Here is a 16,536-nt window from a genome sequence, read left to right as displayed (position 1 = left end):
CCCGCATATCCGGCCGCCCGTACGGGCATAGGGGATCAATGGCCCGCGTCCCGACTGCCGTCATGAACCTGTTCCACCGCTTTCCACGGCTCCCGCAGGCCCTGACCCGCCGCCCCCGCTCCGCCGGCCCGCCCCCGGCCGCGGCCCTCGACGCGCGGCCGCGCCCCTGGGCGCGCGCCCTCGGACTGGTCGCGGTGGTTCTGCTCGGTGCGTGGCTCGGCCTGCTCGTCGTCGGCAACGTCCGCGTGCCGGTCGGCCCCATGAACACCACCATGACCCTGCGGCCGTCCTTCTCCGGCGGGACGAAGATCAACGTTTCCCCCCTGGGCGCGCTGCAGCTCGACAGCCACATCGCCCCGGTGCGCCTGGACGTCAACGTCGACCAGCTCGACCCCGAGCGCTCCCGGGCCCTCGTCGACCACCCGGAACGCCTCTCGGGGCTCCAGGACGAGGTCACCGAGGACATCGCCCGCGGCACCGCGGACCTCGCCGTGCGCTCCTGCGTCGCCGTCGTCACCGGCGCCGCCACGCTCGGCCTCCTCGTCTATCGCCGCCCGCGCCGCGCCCTGGCCGCCGGGGGGCTCGCCCTCGGCCTGCTGGCCGCGTCCGGCGGCACGGCGTACGCGACCTGGAACCCGGACTCGGTGCTGGAGCCGAAGTTCTCCGGCCTGCTGTCCTCCGCGCCCTCGCTGGTCGGCGACGCGCGCAGCATCGTGACCGAGTTCGACGTCTACCAGCGGGAGTTGGCCCGTCTGGTCACCAACGTGACCAAGCTCTACGACGCCACCTCCACGCTCCCCGTCTACCAGCCGGACCCGACCACCATCCGCGTCCTGCACGTCTCCGACATCCACCTCAATCCCGCGAGCTGGAAGATCATCGCCTCACTGGTGGAGCAGTACCAGGTGGACGTGATCGTGGACTCCGGCGACACGATGGACCACGGCACGGCCGCCGAGAACGGCTTCCTGGACCCGATCGAGGACCTGGGCGCCCCGTACGTGTGGGTGCGCGGCAACCACGACTCGCTCGTCACCCAGCGCCATCTCGAACGGATGAGGAACGTGCACGTCCTTGACGACGGGCGGGCGAGGACCGTAGCGGGCCTGCGGTTCGCGGGCATCGGCGACCCGCAGTTCACCCCCGACCGCACCCGGAGGACCGGGGCCGAGCAGTCCCAGGAGCTGGCGGGCGCCCGTCTCGCCTCCGCGATGCGGGACCAGAAGAGGGCCGGCACCCCCGTGGACGTGGCGGTCGTCCACGAGCCCTCGGCGGCCCGCGAGGTCGACGGCACCGTGCCGCTGGTCCTCTCCGGTCACCTGCACCGCGAGGACACCGAGGTGATGCGGTACGGCACCCGGCTGCGCGTCGAGGGCTCCACCGGCGGCAGCGGTCTGCGTGCGATCGAGGGGGAGTACCCGGACCCCATCGAGACGTCGATCCTCTACTTCGACCGGGACACCAGGCGTCTCCAGGCCTGGGACTCGATCGAGCTGGGCGGCCTCGGCCTGACCACGGCGGAGGTCAGCCGGCACCTGCCCGAGGAGAACCAGCCGGGCGCGGGCGCCTCCCCGTCCCCCTCGGGAAGCGCCTCCGGCTCCCCCTCCGGCAGCCCGTCGGGGAACACTCCCCCGCCCTCCACCGCCACGCCGTCGCGGCCCCGCTCCTAAACGGTTTTGGCGAACCGTCCCGCCATCCCATATGCTTCTCACGTCCCCGACGCGCTGAGAAGCGCCCAGGCGGGCCGATAGCCCTCATCGTCTAGCGGCCTAGGACGCCGCCCTTTCAAGGCGGTAGCACGGGTTCGAATCCCGTTGGGGGCACGCACCACCCTGTGCGACACTGTCGTACGACACAAGCTTGGTCCTGTGGAGCAGTTTGGAGTGCTCGCCACCCTGTCAAGGTGGAGGCCGCGGGTTCAAATCCCGTCAGGACCGCTGGTGTTTCACGTGAAACACCGCGGCTGGGTAGCTCAGTTGGTACGAGCGTCCGCCTGAAAAGCGGAAGGTCGCCGGTTCGACCCCGGCCCCAGCCACAGCCAAGGCCCCGATCTCCGATCGGGGCCTTGTTGTGTGCCCCGGCAAAATGACTCGCCGCGTTTTTCCGCGGTCTGAGATCCTGGAGTCCGTATGTCTACGCACTCTGCCCCCGCCCTCGGCTCCCTCGCCTCCCGCCTCTCCGAACTGTCGCTGCGCGATGCGCACCGGCTCGGGCGGCGGCTGGAGGGCGCCCGCAAGATCCGTAAGCCGGAGGCGCGTGCCGCCGTGCTCGGTGAGATCGAGGCGGAGGTCGCCGCGGCCGAGGAGCGGATGGCGGCGCGCCGGGCCAGGGTGCCGGAGGTCAGGTATCCCGAGCAGCTGCCCGTCAGCCAGAAGAAGGACGCCATCGCCGAGGCCATCCGTGATCACCAGGTGGTGATCGTGGCCGGTGAGACGGGCTCCGGCAAGACCACGCAGATCCCGAAGATCTGCATGGAGCTGGGCCGGGGCGTCCGCGGCATGATCGGGCACACCCAGCCCCGGCGGATCGCGGCCCGCACGGTGGCCGAGCGCGTCGCCGAGGAGCTGGACACCCCGCTCGGCGAGGCCGTCGGCTGGAAGGTCCGCTTCACCGACCAGGTGAACCCGGACGCCACGTTCATCAAGCTGATGACGGACGGCATCCTCCTCGCGGAGATCCAGACCGACCGCGAACTGCGCGCCTACGACACGATCATCATCGACGAGGCGCACGAGCGGTCGCTGAACATCGACTTCCTGCTCGGCTATCTCGCACAGCTGCTGCCGAAGCGTCCCGACCTCAAGGTCGTCATCACCTCGGCGACCATCGACCCCGAGCGCTTCTCCCGGCACTTCGACGACGCCCCGATCATCGAGGTCAGCGGGCGCACGTATCCGGTGGAGGTGCGGTACCGGCCGCTGCTGGAGGAGGACTCCGACGACGCCGACCGGGACCAGATCACCGCGATCACCGACGCCGTCGAGGAGCTGATGGCGGAGGGACCCGGCGACATCCTGGTGTTCCTCTCCGGTGAGCGGGAGATCCGGGACACCGCGGACGCGCTGACCAGGAAGCGGTACCGTTCCACCGAGGTGCTGCCGCTGTACGCCCGGCTGTCGCACGCCGAACAGCACCGGGTGTTCCAGCCGCACGGCGGCCGCCGGATCGTGCTGGCGACCAACGTGGCCGAGACCTCCCTCACCGTCCCCGGCATCAAGTACGTCATCGACCCGGGCTTCGCCCGCATCTCGCGCTACAGCCACCGCACCAAGGTGCAGCGGCTGCCGATCGAGCCGATCTCGCAGGCCAGCGCCAACCAGCGCAAGGGCCGCTGCGGCCGTACCTCGGACGGCATCTGCATCCGGCTGTACAGCGAGGACGACTTCCTGTCCCGTCCGGAGTTCACCGACGCGGAGATCCTGCGGACCAACCTCGCCTCGGTCATCCTCCAGATGACGGCCGCCGGCCTGGGCGAGATCGAGAAGTTCCCCTTCATCGACCCGCCGGACCACCGCAACATCCGCGACGGCGTCCAGCTGCTCCAGGAGCTCGGTGCGCTGGACCCCACGCAGAAGGACCCGCGCAAGCGCCTCACGCAGACCGGCCGGAAGCTGGCCCAGCTGCCGGTGGACCCCCGGCTGGCGCGCATGGTGCTGGAGGCCGAGCGCAACGGCTGCGTCCGCGAGGTCATGGTCATCGCGGCCGCCCTGTCGATCCAGGACCCGCGCGAGCGGCCCTCCGACAAGCAGACGCAGGCCGACCAGCAGCACGCCCGGTTCCGTGACGAGACCAGCGACTTCCTCGCCTTCCTCAACCTGTGGCGGTACATCCGCGAGCAGCAGAAGGAGCGCGGTTCGTCGTCGTTCCGGCGGATGTGCAAGCAGGAGTACCTGAACTTCCTGCGGATCCGCGAGTGGCAGGACATCTACGCCCAGCTGCGGACCGTCGCCAAGCAGATGGGCATGCACCTCGACGACCAGGACGCCCCCGCCGACCGCATCCACGTCTCGCTGCTGTCCGGGCTGCTCTCGCACATCGGCATGAAGGACGTGAAGGAGTCCAAGGACTCCGGACAGGGCGGCCGGCGCGACGGCGGACGCAACGAGTATCTCGGCGCGCGCAACGCCAAGTTCGCCATCTTCCCGGGCTCCGCCCTGTTCAAGAAGCCGCCGCGGTTCGTGATGTCGGCGGAGCTGGTGGAGACGTCCCGGCTGTGGGCGCGGGTCAACGCGAAGATCGAGCCGGAATGGGTGGAGCCGCTCGCGGAGCACCTGATCAAGCGCACCTACAGCGAGCCGCACTGGGAGAAGGACCAGGCGGCCGTGATGGCGTACGAGAAGGTCACGCTGTACGGCGTGCCGATCGTGGCGCAGCGGAAGGTGAACTACGGCCGGATCGACCCGGAGCTGTCCCGCGAGCTGTTCATCCGCAACGCCCTGGTCGAGGGCGACTGGCGCACGCACCACAAGTTCTTCGCGGACAACCGCAAACTGCTGACCGAGGTCGAGGAGCTGGAGCACCGGGCGCGGCGCCGGGACATCCTGGTCGACGACGAGACCCTCTTCGACTTCTACGACCAGCGGATCCCCGAGCACGTGGTGTCGGGGGCGCACTTCGACTCGTGGTGGAAGCACAAGCGGCGCGAGCAGCCCGACTTCCTCGACTTCGAGCGGGAGATGCTGATCCGTGAGTCGGCGGACGCGGTCACCAAGGCCGACTACCCCGACTCCTGGCACCAGGGCCCGCTCAAGTTCCGTGTGACGTACCAGTTCGAGCCCGGGGCGGACGCGGACGGCGTCACCGTCCACATCCCGCTCCAGGTGCTGAACCAGGTCACGGACGAGGGCTTCGACTGGCAGATCCCGGGTCTGCGGGAAGAGGTCGTCACCGAGCTGATCCGCTCCCTGCCCAAGCCGATCCGGCGCAACTACGTCCCCGCGCCGAACTACGCGAAGGCGTTCCTGGAGCGCGCGGTGCCGCTGCAGGAGCCGCTGACCGTCACGATGGCCCGCGAGCTGAAGCGGATGGTCGGCGTGCCGTTCGAGGCGGACGACTTCGACTGGTCCCGCGTCCCGGACCACTTGAAGGTGACGTTCCGGATCGTCGACGAGCGGCGCCGCACGCTCGCCGAGGACAAGGACCTGGAGGCGCTCAAGCTCCAGCTGCGGCCCAAGGCGCGCAAGGCGCTGTCGCAGGCGGCCGCCGCCACGGCGCAGCGCCGGGGCGGGGAGTCGCTGGAGCGCAGGGGACTGACGGACTGGACGATCGGTTCGCTCACCCGGGTGTTCGAGACCCGTCGGGCCGGCCAGCCGGTGAAGGCGTACCCGGCGCTGGTGGACGACGGCGACTCGGTGTCGGTGCGGCTGTTCGACTCGGAGGCCGAGCAGGCGGAGGCGATGTGGAAGGGCACCCGGCGGCTGATCCTGCTGGGCATCCCGGTCAACCCCGCGAAGTTCGCTTCCGAAAAGCTGACCAACCCTCAGAAGCTCGCCCTGTCCGCCAATCCGCACGGCTCGGTGCAGGCGCTGTTCGACGACTGCGCCATGGCCGCGGCGGACAAGCTGATCGCGGACTTCGGCGGCCCGGTGTGGGACGAGGAGTCGTACCGGAAGCTGTTCGACAAGGTGCGCGCGGAGATCGTCGACACGACGGTCCGGGCGGTCGGCCAGGTCCAGCAGGTGCTGGCCGCCTGGCAGGCCTGTGAGCGCCGCCTGAAGGGCGTCCGCAGCCCCGCGCTGCTGCCGAACCTCCAGGACGTCCGCACGCAGCTCGACGGGCTGGTGCGGCCGGGCTTCGTGACGGAGACGGGGCTGCGCCGACTGCCCGACCTGATGCGGTACCTGGTGGCCGCGGACCGCCGGCTCCAGCAGATGCCGACGAACGTGCAGCGGGACACCACGCGCATGGCGAAGGTCCACGAGATGCAGGACGAGTACGCCTGGCTGCTGGAACAGATGCCGCAGGGGCGGCCGGTGCCGCAGCAGGTGCGGGACATCCGCTGGATGATCGAGGAGCTGCGGGTCAGCTACTTCGCCCACGCCCTGGGCACGGCGTACCCGGTGTCGGACAAGCGGATCGTGAAGGCGATCGACGCCGCGGCGCCGTGACGGGACCCGCACACAGGGTGAGTTCGACCAGGGGGCTCCCGCTCCTGTACAGTCCTTCTCGCAGCGCAACGCAGGAAAAGCGCAGCGATCCTGGTCCTGTGGAGCAGTTTGGAGTGCTCGCCACCCTGTCAAGGTGGAGGCCGCGGGTTCAAATCCCGTCAGGACCGCATACCGGAAGGCCCGCCCCCCGTAAGGGATGGCGGGCCTTCCGCATGTGGAGAACCGTCCGACGCCCCGGGGCCGCCCGGAGGACTCCACAGCAGGCCCGTGGCCCGGGGAGGGCTCACAGCCCCTGTCGCGGGCCCCTGCGCCGTCTTGACGGCCCGTCGGCCCCCCGGTACTCCAGGAACGGGGCACGTGTCCGCAGGGGACCTGGAGGCGGCGTATGGCGGCATCGGCCAGGCACGAGACGCGGGCCCTGCTCCGCGCGCACCTCGCGGCCGCGTCGTCGTACCGGCATCTCACCCGGCACTGCCCGGTCTGCCACCGCCTGCAGCGCCTGGCGATGGACTCCGCGCCCTTCGACGGCGCCGGGGCCGCCGAGCCGTCCGAACCGGTCGAGGGTCCGGAGGAACAAGCCGCCGTCGATCCACGTTCCCTCTAGCGCATATGCCGTGGGCTCAACAACCCGACCGGTATGTGACGGGTGTCACCGCATGAGTTTTCACCATGGTGGAACTTACACCCCGCCTACAACAGGTCAATTTAATATGTGCAATTGCACTGTCCCGAAGACTCCGCGCCGGCCCCGCTCGGGGCCGAGCCCACAGGCGCCCTCGGACTCCGGCAAACCCGCGCGCACGGAAGGCCGTTGAGACCGTCAGGACCTGCGGGCGCACCCACCGCCAGCGCACAAAAAAGATCGCGCTGGACCCGGCGGAGTCCAGCGCGATCGACGACGCACCCGGTGTTCAGTTGGCTGTGAAGCTCTGAGTCCGTTGGGCGAGAGGGCTGTTGGGGCAGTCCCCGCGTCGCTTGGAGCTAAAGGTCGCGGGCGTCACGGCCGGTGGGGGACCAGCCGGTTCTGCCCGGTTCATGCAGGTTCAGGCCTCGCTGCGCTGCTGCGGGATACCCGCGAGCAGTGCGCGGACCTCGGCCTCGCGGTAGCGGCGGTGCCCGCCGAGCGTGCGGATCGACGTGAGCTTGCCGGCCTTCGCCCAGCGCGTGACCGTCTTCGGGTCGACGCGGAACATGGTGGCAACCTCAGCGGGGGTCAGCAGCGGCTCGGCATCAGGGGTGCGAGCGGTCATGAGCGGCCTCCTCGGGAGAACCGAACCTTCTCGGTTCTTTCCTCTAAATTCTGCACCTTGACCCGCGTTGCCCGAAATGGCGGACGCGAGTCGAGTCGGTTATAGGACGAACGGCTTGTCCTCGGCACTACAACTACACCATCTGTCCAGCCACGTCGGCCAAACCGATGGAATTGCCCTCCCAGGTGTTCATCAGCCGCGGAAGCCGATGGACCATGCCATAGCGGACAGTCACGCCCCTGTGACGATCAGTCACAGCAGCATGCAGGAGTCACCGGACCCCCCAAAGCGTGCAATGCTGAGATTCCGCCCATAGTGGAGCACAGCAGGACGGAGGAGTCCTCCCCGGACTCCTTGTCCTATTTTGGCACGAGGAGGGGCAAGGGACGCAAGGGTCTTGTACGTGCGGTCCGTCACGCTTGACACGCTTGAGACGTACGCCCGGAACAGCCGCTACGTCCGATGTCGCCTCAGGACTGACGCGACTTCAACCACCTCAGGGCGAAGACAAAACCCCAAGAAGAGCGTTTGGTCAAACGTCAGTTCGCCGAGCGCAGGTCACGCACCGCGCGCCAGCGCTCGACGAGGCGCCCGTAGGCCTCTGCCGCGCTCCCTTCGTCGCCCCGCCGCAGCGCCGCGATCCCCTCCCCGACGTCGGCCGCCGAATGATCGCCCTCCAGGGCGCCGGCCGGCACGGCGTGCACGAGGCCCCCGTAGTCCAGCTCGACCAGCGAGCGCGGGTGGAACTCCTCCAGCCAGCGGCCGACGTCCACCAGGCCGTCGATCAGCAGGCTCTCGTCCACGGCGTCCCGCAGCGTCCGCAGCCCCCGCGCCACCCGGCGCCGCGCCTGGACCATGGGCGTGCGATAGCGAAGGACCGGGTCCTCCCCGGCGGAGGCCTCGGCGTACTCGCGCTCCTCGTCGGCGAAGAGCACGAACCAGTTGATCGGCACCTGCCAGGTGGAGGTCCGGATCCACGGCCGCGCGTCGGGGTGCTCGGCCAGCCACCGCTCGTAGTCCCGGCTCGTCTGGTGCCGCACGACCGGGGGCAGCAGGGCGTCCAGGACCGGCAGCGGATACTCCTCCGCGAGCTCCCCCAGGGCCTGCCAGCCGCGCAGCCGGGTGCGCCACGGACAGACGCGGACCTCGCCGTCCGTCTCCAGCACGAACGCGTCCTCGCTCTCGTGCACCGGGACGGGCACCGGCGGGGTGGGCGCCAGGTCGGCCAGCGACCGGCGCAGCTCGTCCTGGTAGGAGGGGAGGCCGGGCCGGCGGGCGTACCGCTCCCAGTGGCCGCGCTCCGGCTCGGGGAAGGCGGCCAGCGGTTCGTACACGCGCAGGTAGGAGGCGTAGGGGACGATCACCGAGGACACCTTGGTCACGTTCTGCTCCCTCCCCCGCGGACCGCTGCGAAAACCTGGCCGGACCCCGCCCGGACGGGTGGCAAATCCGGCAGATCGCCGCACGCGGTACTCCGGACGGAGGTGATCCGGGACACAGTGGCGCCGTCGGGCGCGCGAGGATCTACTCTCGTGCCACAGCCCCCGCCACCCGTACGGGAGCCCGTCCCACCCGCCGCTACTTACTCAGGAGTCACCACAGTGACCGACGTATCTGACGGCGTCCTGCACACCCTGTTCCGTTCGGACCAGGGCGGCCACGAACAAGTCGTGCTCTGCCAGGACCGTGCCAGCGGCCTCAAGGCCGTCATCGCCCTCCACTCCACCGCCCTGGGCCCCGCCCTGGGCGGCACGCGCTTCTACCCGTACGCCTCCGAGGAGGAGGCCGTCGCCGACGCGCTGAACCTGGCGCGCGGAATGTCGTACAAGAACGCCATGGCCGGTCTCGACCACGGCGGCGGCAAGGCCGTGATCATCGGCGACCCGGAGCGCATCAAGACCGAGGAACTGCTGCTGGCCTACGGCCGGTTCGTCGCCTCCCTCGGCGGCCGCTACGTCACCGCCTGCGACGTCGGCACCTATGTCGCCGACATGGACGTCGTCGCCCGGGAGTGCCGCTGGACCACCGGCCGCTCCCCCGAGAACGGCGGCGCGGGCGACTCCTCGGTGCTCACCTCCTACGGCGTCTACCAGGGCATGCGGGCCGCCGCCCAGCACCTGTGGGGCGACCCGTCGCTGCGGGACCGCAAGGTCGGCATCGCGGGCGTGGGCAAGGTCGGGCACCACCTGGTGGAGCACCTGCGGGCCGAGGGCGCCGAGGTCGTGATCACCGACGTGCGCGAGGACGCCGTCCGCCGGATCCTCGACCGGCACCCCGAGGGCGTGTCGGCGGTGGCCGACACCGAGGCGCTGATCCGCACCGAGGGCCTGGACGTCTACGCCCCGTGCGCGCTCGGCGGCGCCCTGAACGACGACACCGTGCCGGTGCTGACCGCCAAGGTGGTCTGCGGCGCGGCCAACAACCAGCTCGCCCACCCGGGCGTGGAGAAGGACCTCGCCGACCGCGGGATCCTCTACGCGCCGGACTACGTGGTGAACGCCGGCGGCGTGATCCAGGTCGCCGACGAGCTGCACGGCTTCGACTTCGACCGGTGCAAGGCGAAGGCGTCGAAGATCTTCGACACCACGCTCGCCATATTCGCACGTGCGAAGGAGGACGGTATTCCGCCGGCCGCCGCGGCCGACCGGATCGCCGAGCAGCGGATGGCGGAGGCGCGTCCGCGGCGGTGAGGCCCGTGCGAAAGCACCCCCGATCGAGGCGCTTTCGCACACATGAGCGGTACCCGCCGGGGGGCACTTGGAGAGAACTCTCACTTCTCCCGGCGGGTCGACCGTCGATAAGTGGTTATTATCGCGGTTGACCAGCGAGGACGGGGCGCCTCGACGGTCCCGGGCGCGGGCACGTCATACGGGCGACGTACCGTATGGGCGCGGGCTCAGGTACCGTGGAAGCCCTACGGACCGGTCTCTCCATGGAGAGCCCGTTCTGGACCATGAACGCGTGTCAAGACTCTGGGGCCGTCGAGCCCCGTCGTTGAGGGGGTCGAGCCATGGGGCGCGGCCGGGCCAAGGCCAAGCAGACGAAGGTCGCCCGCCAGCTGAAGTACAACAGCGGTGGGACTGACCTCTCACGCCTGGCCGAGGAGCTGGGCGCATCGACATCGAATCAGTCACCGAACGGTGACCGTTTCGAGGACGATGAGCAAGACGACGACCTGTACGCACGGTACGCCGACCTCTACGAGGACGACGAGGAGGACGAGGACGGCCCGTCCTCGCAACAGCGTCGCGGTGCCTGACCTTGCGTGATGCATGAACCCGGTCGGTGATCCCGGTCACCCGCCGGGTTCAGTGCTGCCCGGACCGGCCTCGTCGGCCGGTGCGTTGCCCGCACGTTCACCGTGCGGGCAACGACCAGGTGTTCAGTTCGCGTAGTCACCGACAAGAGCCGCACCCGTGGTGTGGTCACCGCGCTCGGTGATCTCGCCGGCCACCCAGGCGTCCACGCCGCGGTCGGCCAGCGTGGTGAGCGCCACGTCGACGGATTCCTGCGGCACGATCGCGATCATGCCGACGCCCATGTTCAGCGTCTTCTCCAGCTCCAGCCGCTCGACCGAACCGGTCCGCCCGACCAGGTCGAACACCGGAGCGGGCGTCCAGGTGGAGCGGTCCACCGTGGCGTGCAGCCCGTCGGGGATCACCCGGGCCAGGTTGGCCGCCAGTCCACCGCCGGTGACGTGGCTGAACGCGTGCACCTCGGTGGTGCGGATCAGCGCCAGGCAGTCCAGCGAGTAGATCTTGGTGGGCTCCAGCAGTTCCTCACCGAGGGTGCGGCCCAGCTCGTCGATCCGGGCGTCGAGGGCGAGACCGGCCCGCTCCAGCAGCACGTGCCGGACGAGCGAGTAGCCGTTGGAGTGCAGCCCGGAGGACGCCATGGCGATCACCGCGTCACCCGAGCGGATGCGGTCCGCGCCGAGCAGCCGGTCGGCCTCCACCACGCCCGTACCGGCGCCGGCGACGTCGAAGTCGTCCGGACCCAGCAGACCCGGGTGCTCGGCCGTCTCGCCGCCCACCAGGGCGCATCCGGCCAGCACACAGCCCTCCGCGATGCCCTTCACGAGGGCGGCGACGCGCTCGGGGTGGACCTTGCCGACGCAGATGTAGTCGGTCATGAACAGCGGCTCGGCGCCGCACACCACGATGTCGTCCATGACCATCGCGACCAGGTCGTGGCCGATGGAGTCGTACACGCCCATCCGGCGCGCGATGTCGACCTTGGTGCCGACGCCGTCCGTGGCGGAGGCGAGCAGCGGGCGCTCGTAGTTCTTCAGGGCGGAGGCGTCGAAGAGGCCGGCGAATCCGCCGATGCCGCCGAGGACCTCGGGGCGCCGGGTCTTCTTCACCCACTCCTTCATCAGCTCGACCGCGCGGTCGCCCGCTTCGATGTCGACGCCCGCCGCTGCGTAACTGGCACCAGTGTTCTGGGACATGGCTGTGAGAGCTTTCGTGTCGTCCGTCAGGGCTTACGGGCGGCGGATCGCGTCGACCGCGGCCGGGGCGGCGGTGCCGGCGGCCAGCTCGGTCTCCAACAGCTGCTTGCCGAGGAGCTCGGGGTCGGGCAGCTCCATCGGGTACTCGCCGTCGAAGCAGGCGCGGCACAGGTTGGGCTTGGCGATGGTGGTCGCCTCGATCATGCCGTCGAGGGAGATGTACGCCAGGGAGTCGGCGCCCAGGGAGGTGCCGATCTCCTCGATGGTCATGCCGTTGGCGATCAGCTCGGCGCGGGTGGCGAAGTCGATGCCGAAGAAGCAGGGCCACTTCACGGGCGGCGAGGAGATCCGGATGTGGACCTCGGCGGCGCCCGCCTCACGGAGCATGCGGACCAGGGCCCGCTGGGTGTTGCCGCGCACGATCGAGTCGTCGACCACGACCAGGCGCTTGCCCTTGATGACTTCCTTGAGCGGGTTCAGCTTCAGGCGGATGCCCAGCTGCCGGATGGTCTGCGAGGGCTGGATGAACGTACGGCCGACGTACGCGTTCTTGACCAGGCCGGCGCCGAACGGGATGCCGGAGGCCTCCGCGTAGCCGATGGCGGCGGGGGTGCCGGACTCCGGCGTCGCTATCACCAGGTCGGCCTCGGCCGGGGCCTCGGCGGCGAGACGGCGGCCCATCTCGACACGCGAGAGGTAGACGTTCCGGCCGGCGATGTCGGTGTCGGGGCGGGCCAGGTACACGTACTCGAAGACGCAGCCCTTGGGCTTCGCTTCCGCGAATCGGGACGTTCGCAGTCCGTTCTCGTCGATGGCGACGAACTCGCCCGGCTCGATCTCGCGCACATAGCTCGCGCCGCAGATGTCGAGGGCGGCGGACTCGGAGGCGACCACCCAGCCGCGCTCCAGCCGGCCGAGGACCAGCGGGCGGATGCCCTGCGGGTCGCGGGCCGCGTAGAGGGTGTTCTCGTCCATGAAGACGAGGCTGAAGGCGCCCTGGACCTTGGGCAGGACCACGTGCGCGGCCTGCTCCACGGTCACCGGCTCGCCGTCGGCGGCGCGCTGGCCGGCCAGCAGGGCGGTGATCAGGTCGGTGTCGTTGGTCGCGGCCACCTTGGGCGCGCGGCCGTTCTCCTTGGGGAGCTCGGCGACCATGCCGGCGAGCTGCGCCGTGTTCACCAGGTTGCCGTTGTGCCCGAGCGCGATGGATCCGTGCGCGGTGGCGCGGAACGTCGGCTGGGCGTTCTCCCACACGGAGGCGCCGGTGGTCGAGTAGCGGGCGTGACCGACCGCGATGTGACCCTGGAGGGAGCCGAGGGAGGTCTCGTCGAAGACCTGGGACACCAGGCCCATGTCCTTGAAGACGAGGATCTGGGAGCCGTTGCTGACCGCGATTCCCGCGGATTCCTGGCCCCGATGCTGGAGGGCGTAGAGCCCGAAGTACGTGAGCTTGGCGACCTCTTCACCCGGAGCCCAGACACCGAAGACGCCGCAGGCGTCCTGGGGGCCCTTCTCTCCGGGGAGCAGGTCGTGGTTGAGTCGTCCGTCACCACGTGGCACGCCACCGAGTGTAGGCGAGACCGGCCGCTGGTCCGAATGCGGGATGCGGGCCCGCGGGTGGGTCAGCGGGCCGCGACGGCCCGCATCTCGGTGCCGTTTTCGCTGGTCAGGGTCAGGGTGTCGCCGTCGACGGCGTAGGCGGCGGTGCCGTTGAAGAGCTTCGTCAAAGCCTTCTCGGCGTCCATGAGTGAGTCTTCGCACATCATTCGGGTCAGGGACGGGACGCCGAGGGTGATATGGCCGTCGCGCACGGTGGCGTCGGCGTTCACCTGGTTGCAGCCCAGGTTCCCGGAGACCGCGCCGCGCTTCTCGTCGAAGGTGAGGTGGGCGCGGCCGGCGCCGTCGGGGGTGGTGACGTTCCAGCGGGTGCCGTGCAACGGGCTGTCCTCGGTCTCGCTGAGGCGCACGGTGTCTCCGGACGCGGCGGTCAGTGTCAGGCGGTCGCCCGCCACGTCGGCCTTGAGTTCTCCGGCGGCCAGGACGCGGGAGACGGCGCTCTCGCCCCGCATGACCTGCTCGTCGCAGGCCCGCAGGGTGGTCTCCGGGCGGGTGATGCGGACGCGGTCGCCGTCGGTGCGGACGCGGGCCTCGAAGAGGTTGCAGCCGTAGCTGCCGGTGGCCCGGCCGTCCTCGCCGAGGGTGAGGTGGGCTCCGTCGGGGGCACGGTGGGTGGCGCCGTCGACGGTGACGCTGTCGACGGTCCAGCGGACGCCGGTGACCGGCCGCTCCGCCTCGGCGGCGCCGCTGCCGGCGCCCGCCTTCTCGCTGCCGCAGGCCGCGGCGAGCGGGACGACGAGCACGGCGACGGCCGTCAGGGTCCTGCGCGCGGTGTGCTTGTGTCGGTCCATGCCGTTCCGACGGAAGGGCGGAGCGAGTGGTTCCCCCGTCACGTGCTCGCTGCTCAGCCGAGCAGCGGCAGATACGGCCCGAGGTCCGCGCGCTCGCCGCTGGCGCCGACCGCGGCGGAGGCCACGGCGTCCGGCCAGGAGAGACGGCCGCCGGCCAGCCGGATCCAGGTGAGCGGGTCGGTCTCGACGACGTTCGGCGGGGTGCCCCGGGTGTGCCGGGGGCCCTCGACGCACTGGACCACGGCGAACGGCGGGACGCGCACCTCCGTCGAGCCGCCGGGCGCCTTCGCGGCGAGCGCGTCGGCCAGCAGCCGGACGCAGGTGGCCTGCGCCTGCCGGTCGTACGGGACGTCCAGGCCGGGGACCGCGGCGTTCAGGTCGTCGGTGTGGACGACGAGCTCCACGGCGCGGGTGACGACGTAGTCGGCGAGGGGCAGGGCGCCCGCGCTGGTCGGGAGCAGCCTGCCGCCGGGGTGGGTGTCGAGGCGGGCGGTGAAGCGCCGCTCGGCGTCCGCGAGGTAGGCGTCGAGGTCGGGGTGGCCGGCCGCGAGCCGGTGCGCGGTGTCCGCGATGGCGCCGGCGTCGGCGGCGACGGCCGAGGGCCAGTCGAGGAGCCGCGCGTCCTGCCGGGCGGGCTCCGGCTCGTCCAGCAGCCGGTCCACGGCCAGCAGCGCGGTGCCGATGTGGGCGACCAGCTGCCGGACGGTCCAGTCGCCGAGCCGGGTCGGCGCGGCGAGCTGCTCCGGGGTGAGGGCGCGGACCGCCGTGCGTACGTGCCCGAACTGGGCCAGGACGGCGGCGCGGGTCCTGGCGGGGTCGTAGGAGCGGGGGCGTTTCCTGGCCGGTGGCATGGCGGAAGCCTATGCGCGGGCGTCGGCCCGCTGTGCCGGGACCTCGAACACCTCGTTGTTGCGGGGGACGCCTGTGCCGCGCCAGGTGAAGGGGATGCCCCGCGCGGTGTCCGGGTCGGGTCCGTCCATGAGCTGGAAGTGCAGGTGGGGCTCGGTGGAGTTGCCCGAGTTGCCGACCTGGGCGATCACCTGGCCCGCGCGCACCCGGTCGCCCTCGCCGACGGTCAGGGAGCCGCGCCGGAGGTGGGCGTAGAGCGCGTAGGCGCCGTCGCCGAGGTCGAGGACCACGTGGTTGCCGATGATCCTCCCGGCGCCGAACAGGTCCCGCACGTTCGCCTCGAGGAGCATCAGGTACGCCAGCGCGGGCAGGGAGCCGCGGCTGAGGTGGTCGCGCGCCCGGTCGGTGGCCCGGACGACGGTGGCGTCGCCCACCGCGCGCAGCGGGGCGCCGTAGGCGGGGAAGTCGCCGTTGCGGCGGGCTATCGGCCACAGCGCGCGGAACGCCGGACGGGAGCCCGGCTCGGGCTCGGCGACGACGTCGATGGCGAAGGTCTGGCCGTAGGCATGGGTGTGGTGGCTCGGGGTGTGGTCCGCGGGACTGTTCAGCGCGATCCAGCGGCCGGTGACCGGGGGCTCGACCTCGACGGGCTCCCGGGCGGCGCGGGGGCTGTCCGGGGCTCCGCCCCACCGGTTGGCGACGACCAGTACGACGTGGGCCAGCAGCAGCGGCAGGAAGTCCCACCACACCGGATGGCCGAGGTCCAGCGTCACGTGGGCGATCACCAGGGCGAAGAAGGCGATGAGGAGCCCACGGTAGGCGGTCTTGGCGAGTTTGCGTGCGGACATGCTTCCCCCCGTGCTCGTCGGTGCGTCAGTGCCGTGCCGCCGCCAGCGCCACCAGCAGCGGCACCACCCGGCCCGCCGGGACCTCGTGGCGGCCCCGGCCGGTGGTGCGCAGCCAGCCGGCGGCGGTGAGCTGGCGCAGGTGGTGGTAGATCTGCCCGGTCGTGCCGATGTCGTCCAGCTCCGCCAGTTCGGCGGCGGTGCGGCGGCCGCCGGTTATCTCGCGGAGCAGCCGAAGCCGGACCGGGTGGCCGAGGGCGGCGAAGGACTCCGCCGCGTCCGGCCACTCGTAGGTGAGCAGGTCCGAGGTGAGCGCGCCGTGCTGCCAGTCGTACCGCTCGCCGGTCGGCAGCCGCACCGCGCCGGTGAACAGCACGCCTCCGTCGGCCGCCTTCAGCTCGGCGAGCTGCTCCTTGAGCCCCTCCAGGGCCCAGAAGTCGCCCTCCCCCACGCGGGGGGCCGTACGGTCGGCCGCTTCGAGCGCCGCCAGTCGGCGCTCCAGCTCGGTCATGCGCTCTTCCAGTTCCACGCCTTCGAGATTACGTAACTACGTAATCTCGCGCAAGAGCCTGTGGACACCATGGACATCTGCGGACCCGGACACGACGGAGCCCCCGCCGGAAGGGG

The 16,536-nt window shown here is 70.9% G+C and carries 13 protein-coding genes and 4 tRNA genes; 9 read left to right on the top strand and 8 right to left on the bottom strand.

Going from position 1 to position 16,536, the window contains the following annotated elements; all coding sequences use genetic code 11:
• Positions 1 to 38: 38 nt before the first annotated feature.
• The 7 genes from C1708_RS17335 (at position 39) to C1708_RS17305 (ending at position 6,711) form a co-directional block, all read left to right on the top strand.
• Positions 39 to 1,670: a metallophosphoesterase family protein gene (locus C1708_RS17335; RefSeq protein ID WP_106413532.1), complete on the top strand. Its 1,632-nt coding sequence runs from the start codon at positions 39 to 41 to the stop codon at positions 1,668 to 1,670.
• An 80-nt stretch (positions 1,671 to 1,750) separates the two neighbouring features.
• A tRNA-Glu gene (locus C1708_RS17330) sits at positions 1,751 to 1,823 on the top strand.
• 39 nt (positions 1,824 to 1,862) lie between these two features.
• Positions 1,863 to 1,937: transfer RNA gene (locus C1708_RS17325), tRNA-Asp, on the top strand.
• Positions 1,938 to 1,961: 24 nt separating this feature from the next.
• A tRNA-Phe gene (locus C1708_RS17320) sits at positions 1,962 to 2,035 on the top strand.
• A 94-nt stretch (positions 2,036 to 2,129) separates the two neighbouring features.
• Entirely contained in the window at positions 2,130 to 6,107 is a 3,978-nt protein-coding gene (gene hrpA, locus C1708_RS17315; protein ID WP_106413531.1) for an ATP-dependent RNA helicase HrpA, read from the top strand.
• 92 nt (positions 6,108 to 6,199) lie between these two features.
• Positions 6,200 to 6,274: transfer RNA gene (locus C1708_RS17310), tRNA-Asp, on the top strand.
• Positions 6,275 to 6,492: 218 nt separating this feature from the next.
• A complete protein-coding gene (locus tag C1708_RS17305; protein ID WP_106413530.1) occupies positions 6,493 to 6,711 on the top strand; it encodes a DUF6274 family protein in 219 nt (72 codons plus the stop codon).
• Positions 6,712 to 7,150: 439 nt separating this feature from the next.
• Here C1708_RS17305 and bldC read toward each other — a convergent pair whose 3' ends face one another.
• A complete protein-coding gene (gene bldC / locus C1708_RS17300) occupies positions 7,151 to 7,357 on the bottom strand; it encodes a developmental transcriptional regulator BldC (protein WP_003949541.1) in 207 nt (68 codons plus the stop codon).
• A gap of 539 nt (positions 7,358 to 7,896) precedes the next feature.
• Positions 7,897 to 8,739, bottom strand: coding sequence for a DUF8083 family protein (locus C1708_RS17295; RefSeq protein ID WP_106413529.1), 843 nt, complete (start codon positions 8,737 to 8,739; stop codon positions 7,897 to 7,899).
• A 219-nt stretch (positions 8,740 to 8,958) separates the two neighbouring features.
• Here C1708_RS17295 and C1708_RS17290 point away from each other — a divergent pair, with 219 nt between their 5' ends.
• Complete coding sequence (locus C1708_RS17290; RefSeq protein ID WP_106413528.1) at positions 8,959 to 10,047, top strand: Leu/Phe/Val dehydrogenase; 1,089 nt, start codon at positions 8,959 to 8,961, stop codon at positions 10,045 to 10,047.
• A 320-nt stretch (positions 10,048 to 10,367) separates the two neighbouring features.
• Complete coding sequence (locus C1708_RS17285; protein WP_106413527.1) at positions 10,368 to 10,616, top strand: DUF3073 domain-containing protein; 249 nt, start codon at positions 10,368 to 10,370, stop codon at positions 10,614 to 10,616.
• 123 nt (positions 10,617 to 10,739) lie between these two features.
• Here C1708_RS17285 and purM read toward each other — a convergent pair whose 3' ends face one another.
• The 6 genes from purM to C1708_RS17255 all read right to left on the bottom strand — a co-directional run bounded on the left by purM (position 10,740) and on the right by C1708_RS17255 (position 16,420).
• Positions 10,740 to 11,807: a phosphoribosylformylglycinamidine cyclo-ligase gene (gene purM, locus C1708_RS17280; RefSeq protein ID WP_106413526.1), complete on the bottom strand. Its 1,068-nt coding sequence runs from the start codon at positions 11,805 to 11,807 to the stop codon at positions 10,740 to 10,742.
• Between the two features lie 33 nt (positions 11,808 to 11,840).
• The gene (purF, locus tag C1708_RS17275) at positions 11,841 to 13,367 is read right to left on the bottom strand and encodes an amidophosphoribosyltransferase (protein ID WP_106413525.1); all 1,527 of its coding nucleotides are present in this window, start codon (positions 13,365 to 13,367) and stop codon (positions 11,841 to 11,843) included.
• 62 nt (positions 13,368 to 13,429) lie between these two features.
• Entirely contained in the window at positions 13,430 to 14,215 is a 786-nt protein-coding gene (locus tag C1708_RS17270; RefSeq protein ID WP_106413524.1) for an META domain-containing protein, read from the bottom strand.
• 53 nt (positions 14,216 to 14,268) lie between these two features.
• Positions 14,269 to 15,066, bottom strand: a complete 798-nt coding sequence (locus tag C1708_RS17265) for a maleylpyruvate isomerase family mycothiol-dependent enzyme (RefSeq protein WP_106413523.1) — start codon at positions 15,064 to 15,066, stop codon at positions 14,269 to 14,271.
• 9 nt (positions 15,067 to 15,075) lie between these two features.
• A complete protein-coding gene (locus C1708_RS17260) occupies positions 15,076 to 15,912 on the bottom strand; it encodes a M23 family metallopeptidase (protein WP_106413522.1) in 837 nt (278 codons plus the stop codon).
• A 25-nt stretch (positions 15,913 to 15,937) separates the two neighbouring features.
• Complete coding sequence (locus C1708_RS17255) at positions 15,938 to 16,420, bottom strand: ArsR/SmtB family transcription factor (RefSeq protein WP_106413521.1); 483 nt, start codon at positions 16,418 to 16,420, stop codon at positions 15,938 to 15,940.
• Between the last annotated feature and the right edge of the window lie 116 nt (positions 16,421 to 16,536).

Origin of the sequence: Streptomyces sp. DH-12 (assembly GCF_002899455.1) — a bacterium.
Classification (GTDB): domain Bacteria; phylum Actinomycetota; class Actinomycetes; order Streptomycetales; family Streptomycetaceae; genus Streptomyces.
The sequence above is the reverse complement of the archived record's forward strand: the minus strand, read 5'-3'. Positions and strand labels throughout refer to the sequence as shown.

Excerpts from the sequence above, each read along its gene's own strand:
- C1708_RS17335 (WP_106413532.1), top strand. The coding sequence starts at position 39 with ATGGCCCGCGTCCCGACTGCCGTCATGAACCTGTTCCACCGCTTTCCA.
- hrpA (WP_106413531.1), top strand. The coding sequence starts at position 2,130 with ATGTCTACGCACTCTGCCCCCGCCCTCGGCTCCCTCGCCTCCCGCCTC.
- C1708_RS17305 (WP_106413530.1), top strand. The coding sequence starts at position 6,493 with ATGGCGGCATCGGCCAGGCACGAGACGCGGGCCCTGCTCCGCGCGCAC.
- bldC (WP_003949541.1), bottom strand. The coding sequence starts at position 7,357 with ATGACCGCTCGCACCCCTGATGCCGAGCCGCTGCTGACCCCCGCTGAG.
- C1708_RS17285 (WP_106413527.1), top strand. The coding sequence starts at position 10,368 with ATGGGGCGCGGCCGGGCCAAGGCCAAGCAGACGAAGGTCGCCCGCCAG.
- purM (WP_106413526.1), bottom strand. The coding sequence starts at position 11,807 with ATGTCCCAGAACACTGGTGCCAGTTACGCAGCGGCGGGCGTCGACATC.
- C1708_RS17270 (WP_106413524.1), bottom strand. The coding sequence starts at position 14,215 with ATGGACCGACACAAGCACACCGCGCGCAGGACCCTGACGGCCGTCGCC.
- C1708_RS17265 (WP_106413523.1), bottom strand. The coding sequence starts at position 15,066 with ATGCCACCGGCCAGGAAACGCCCCCGCTCCTACGACCCCGCCAGGACC.
- C1708_RS17260 (WP_106413522.1), bottom strand. The coding sequence starts at position 15,912 with ATGTCCGCACGCAAACTCGCCAAGACCGCCTACCGTGGGCTCCTCATC.
- C1708_RS17255 (WP_106413521.1), bottom strand. The coding sequence starts at position 16,420 with ATGACCGAGCTGGAGCGCCGACTGGCGGCGCTCGAAGCGGCCGACCGT.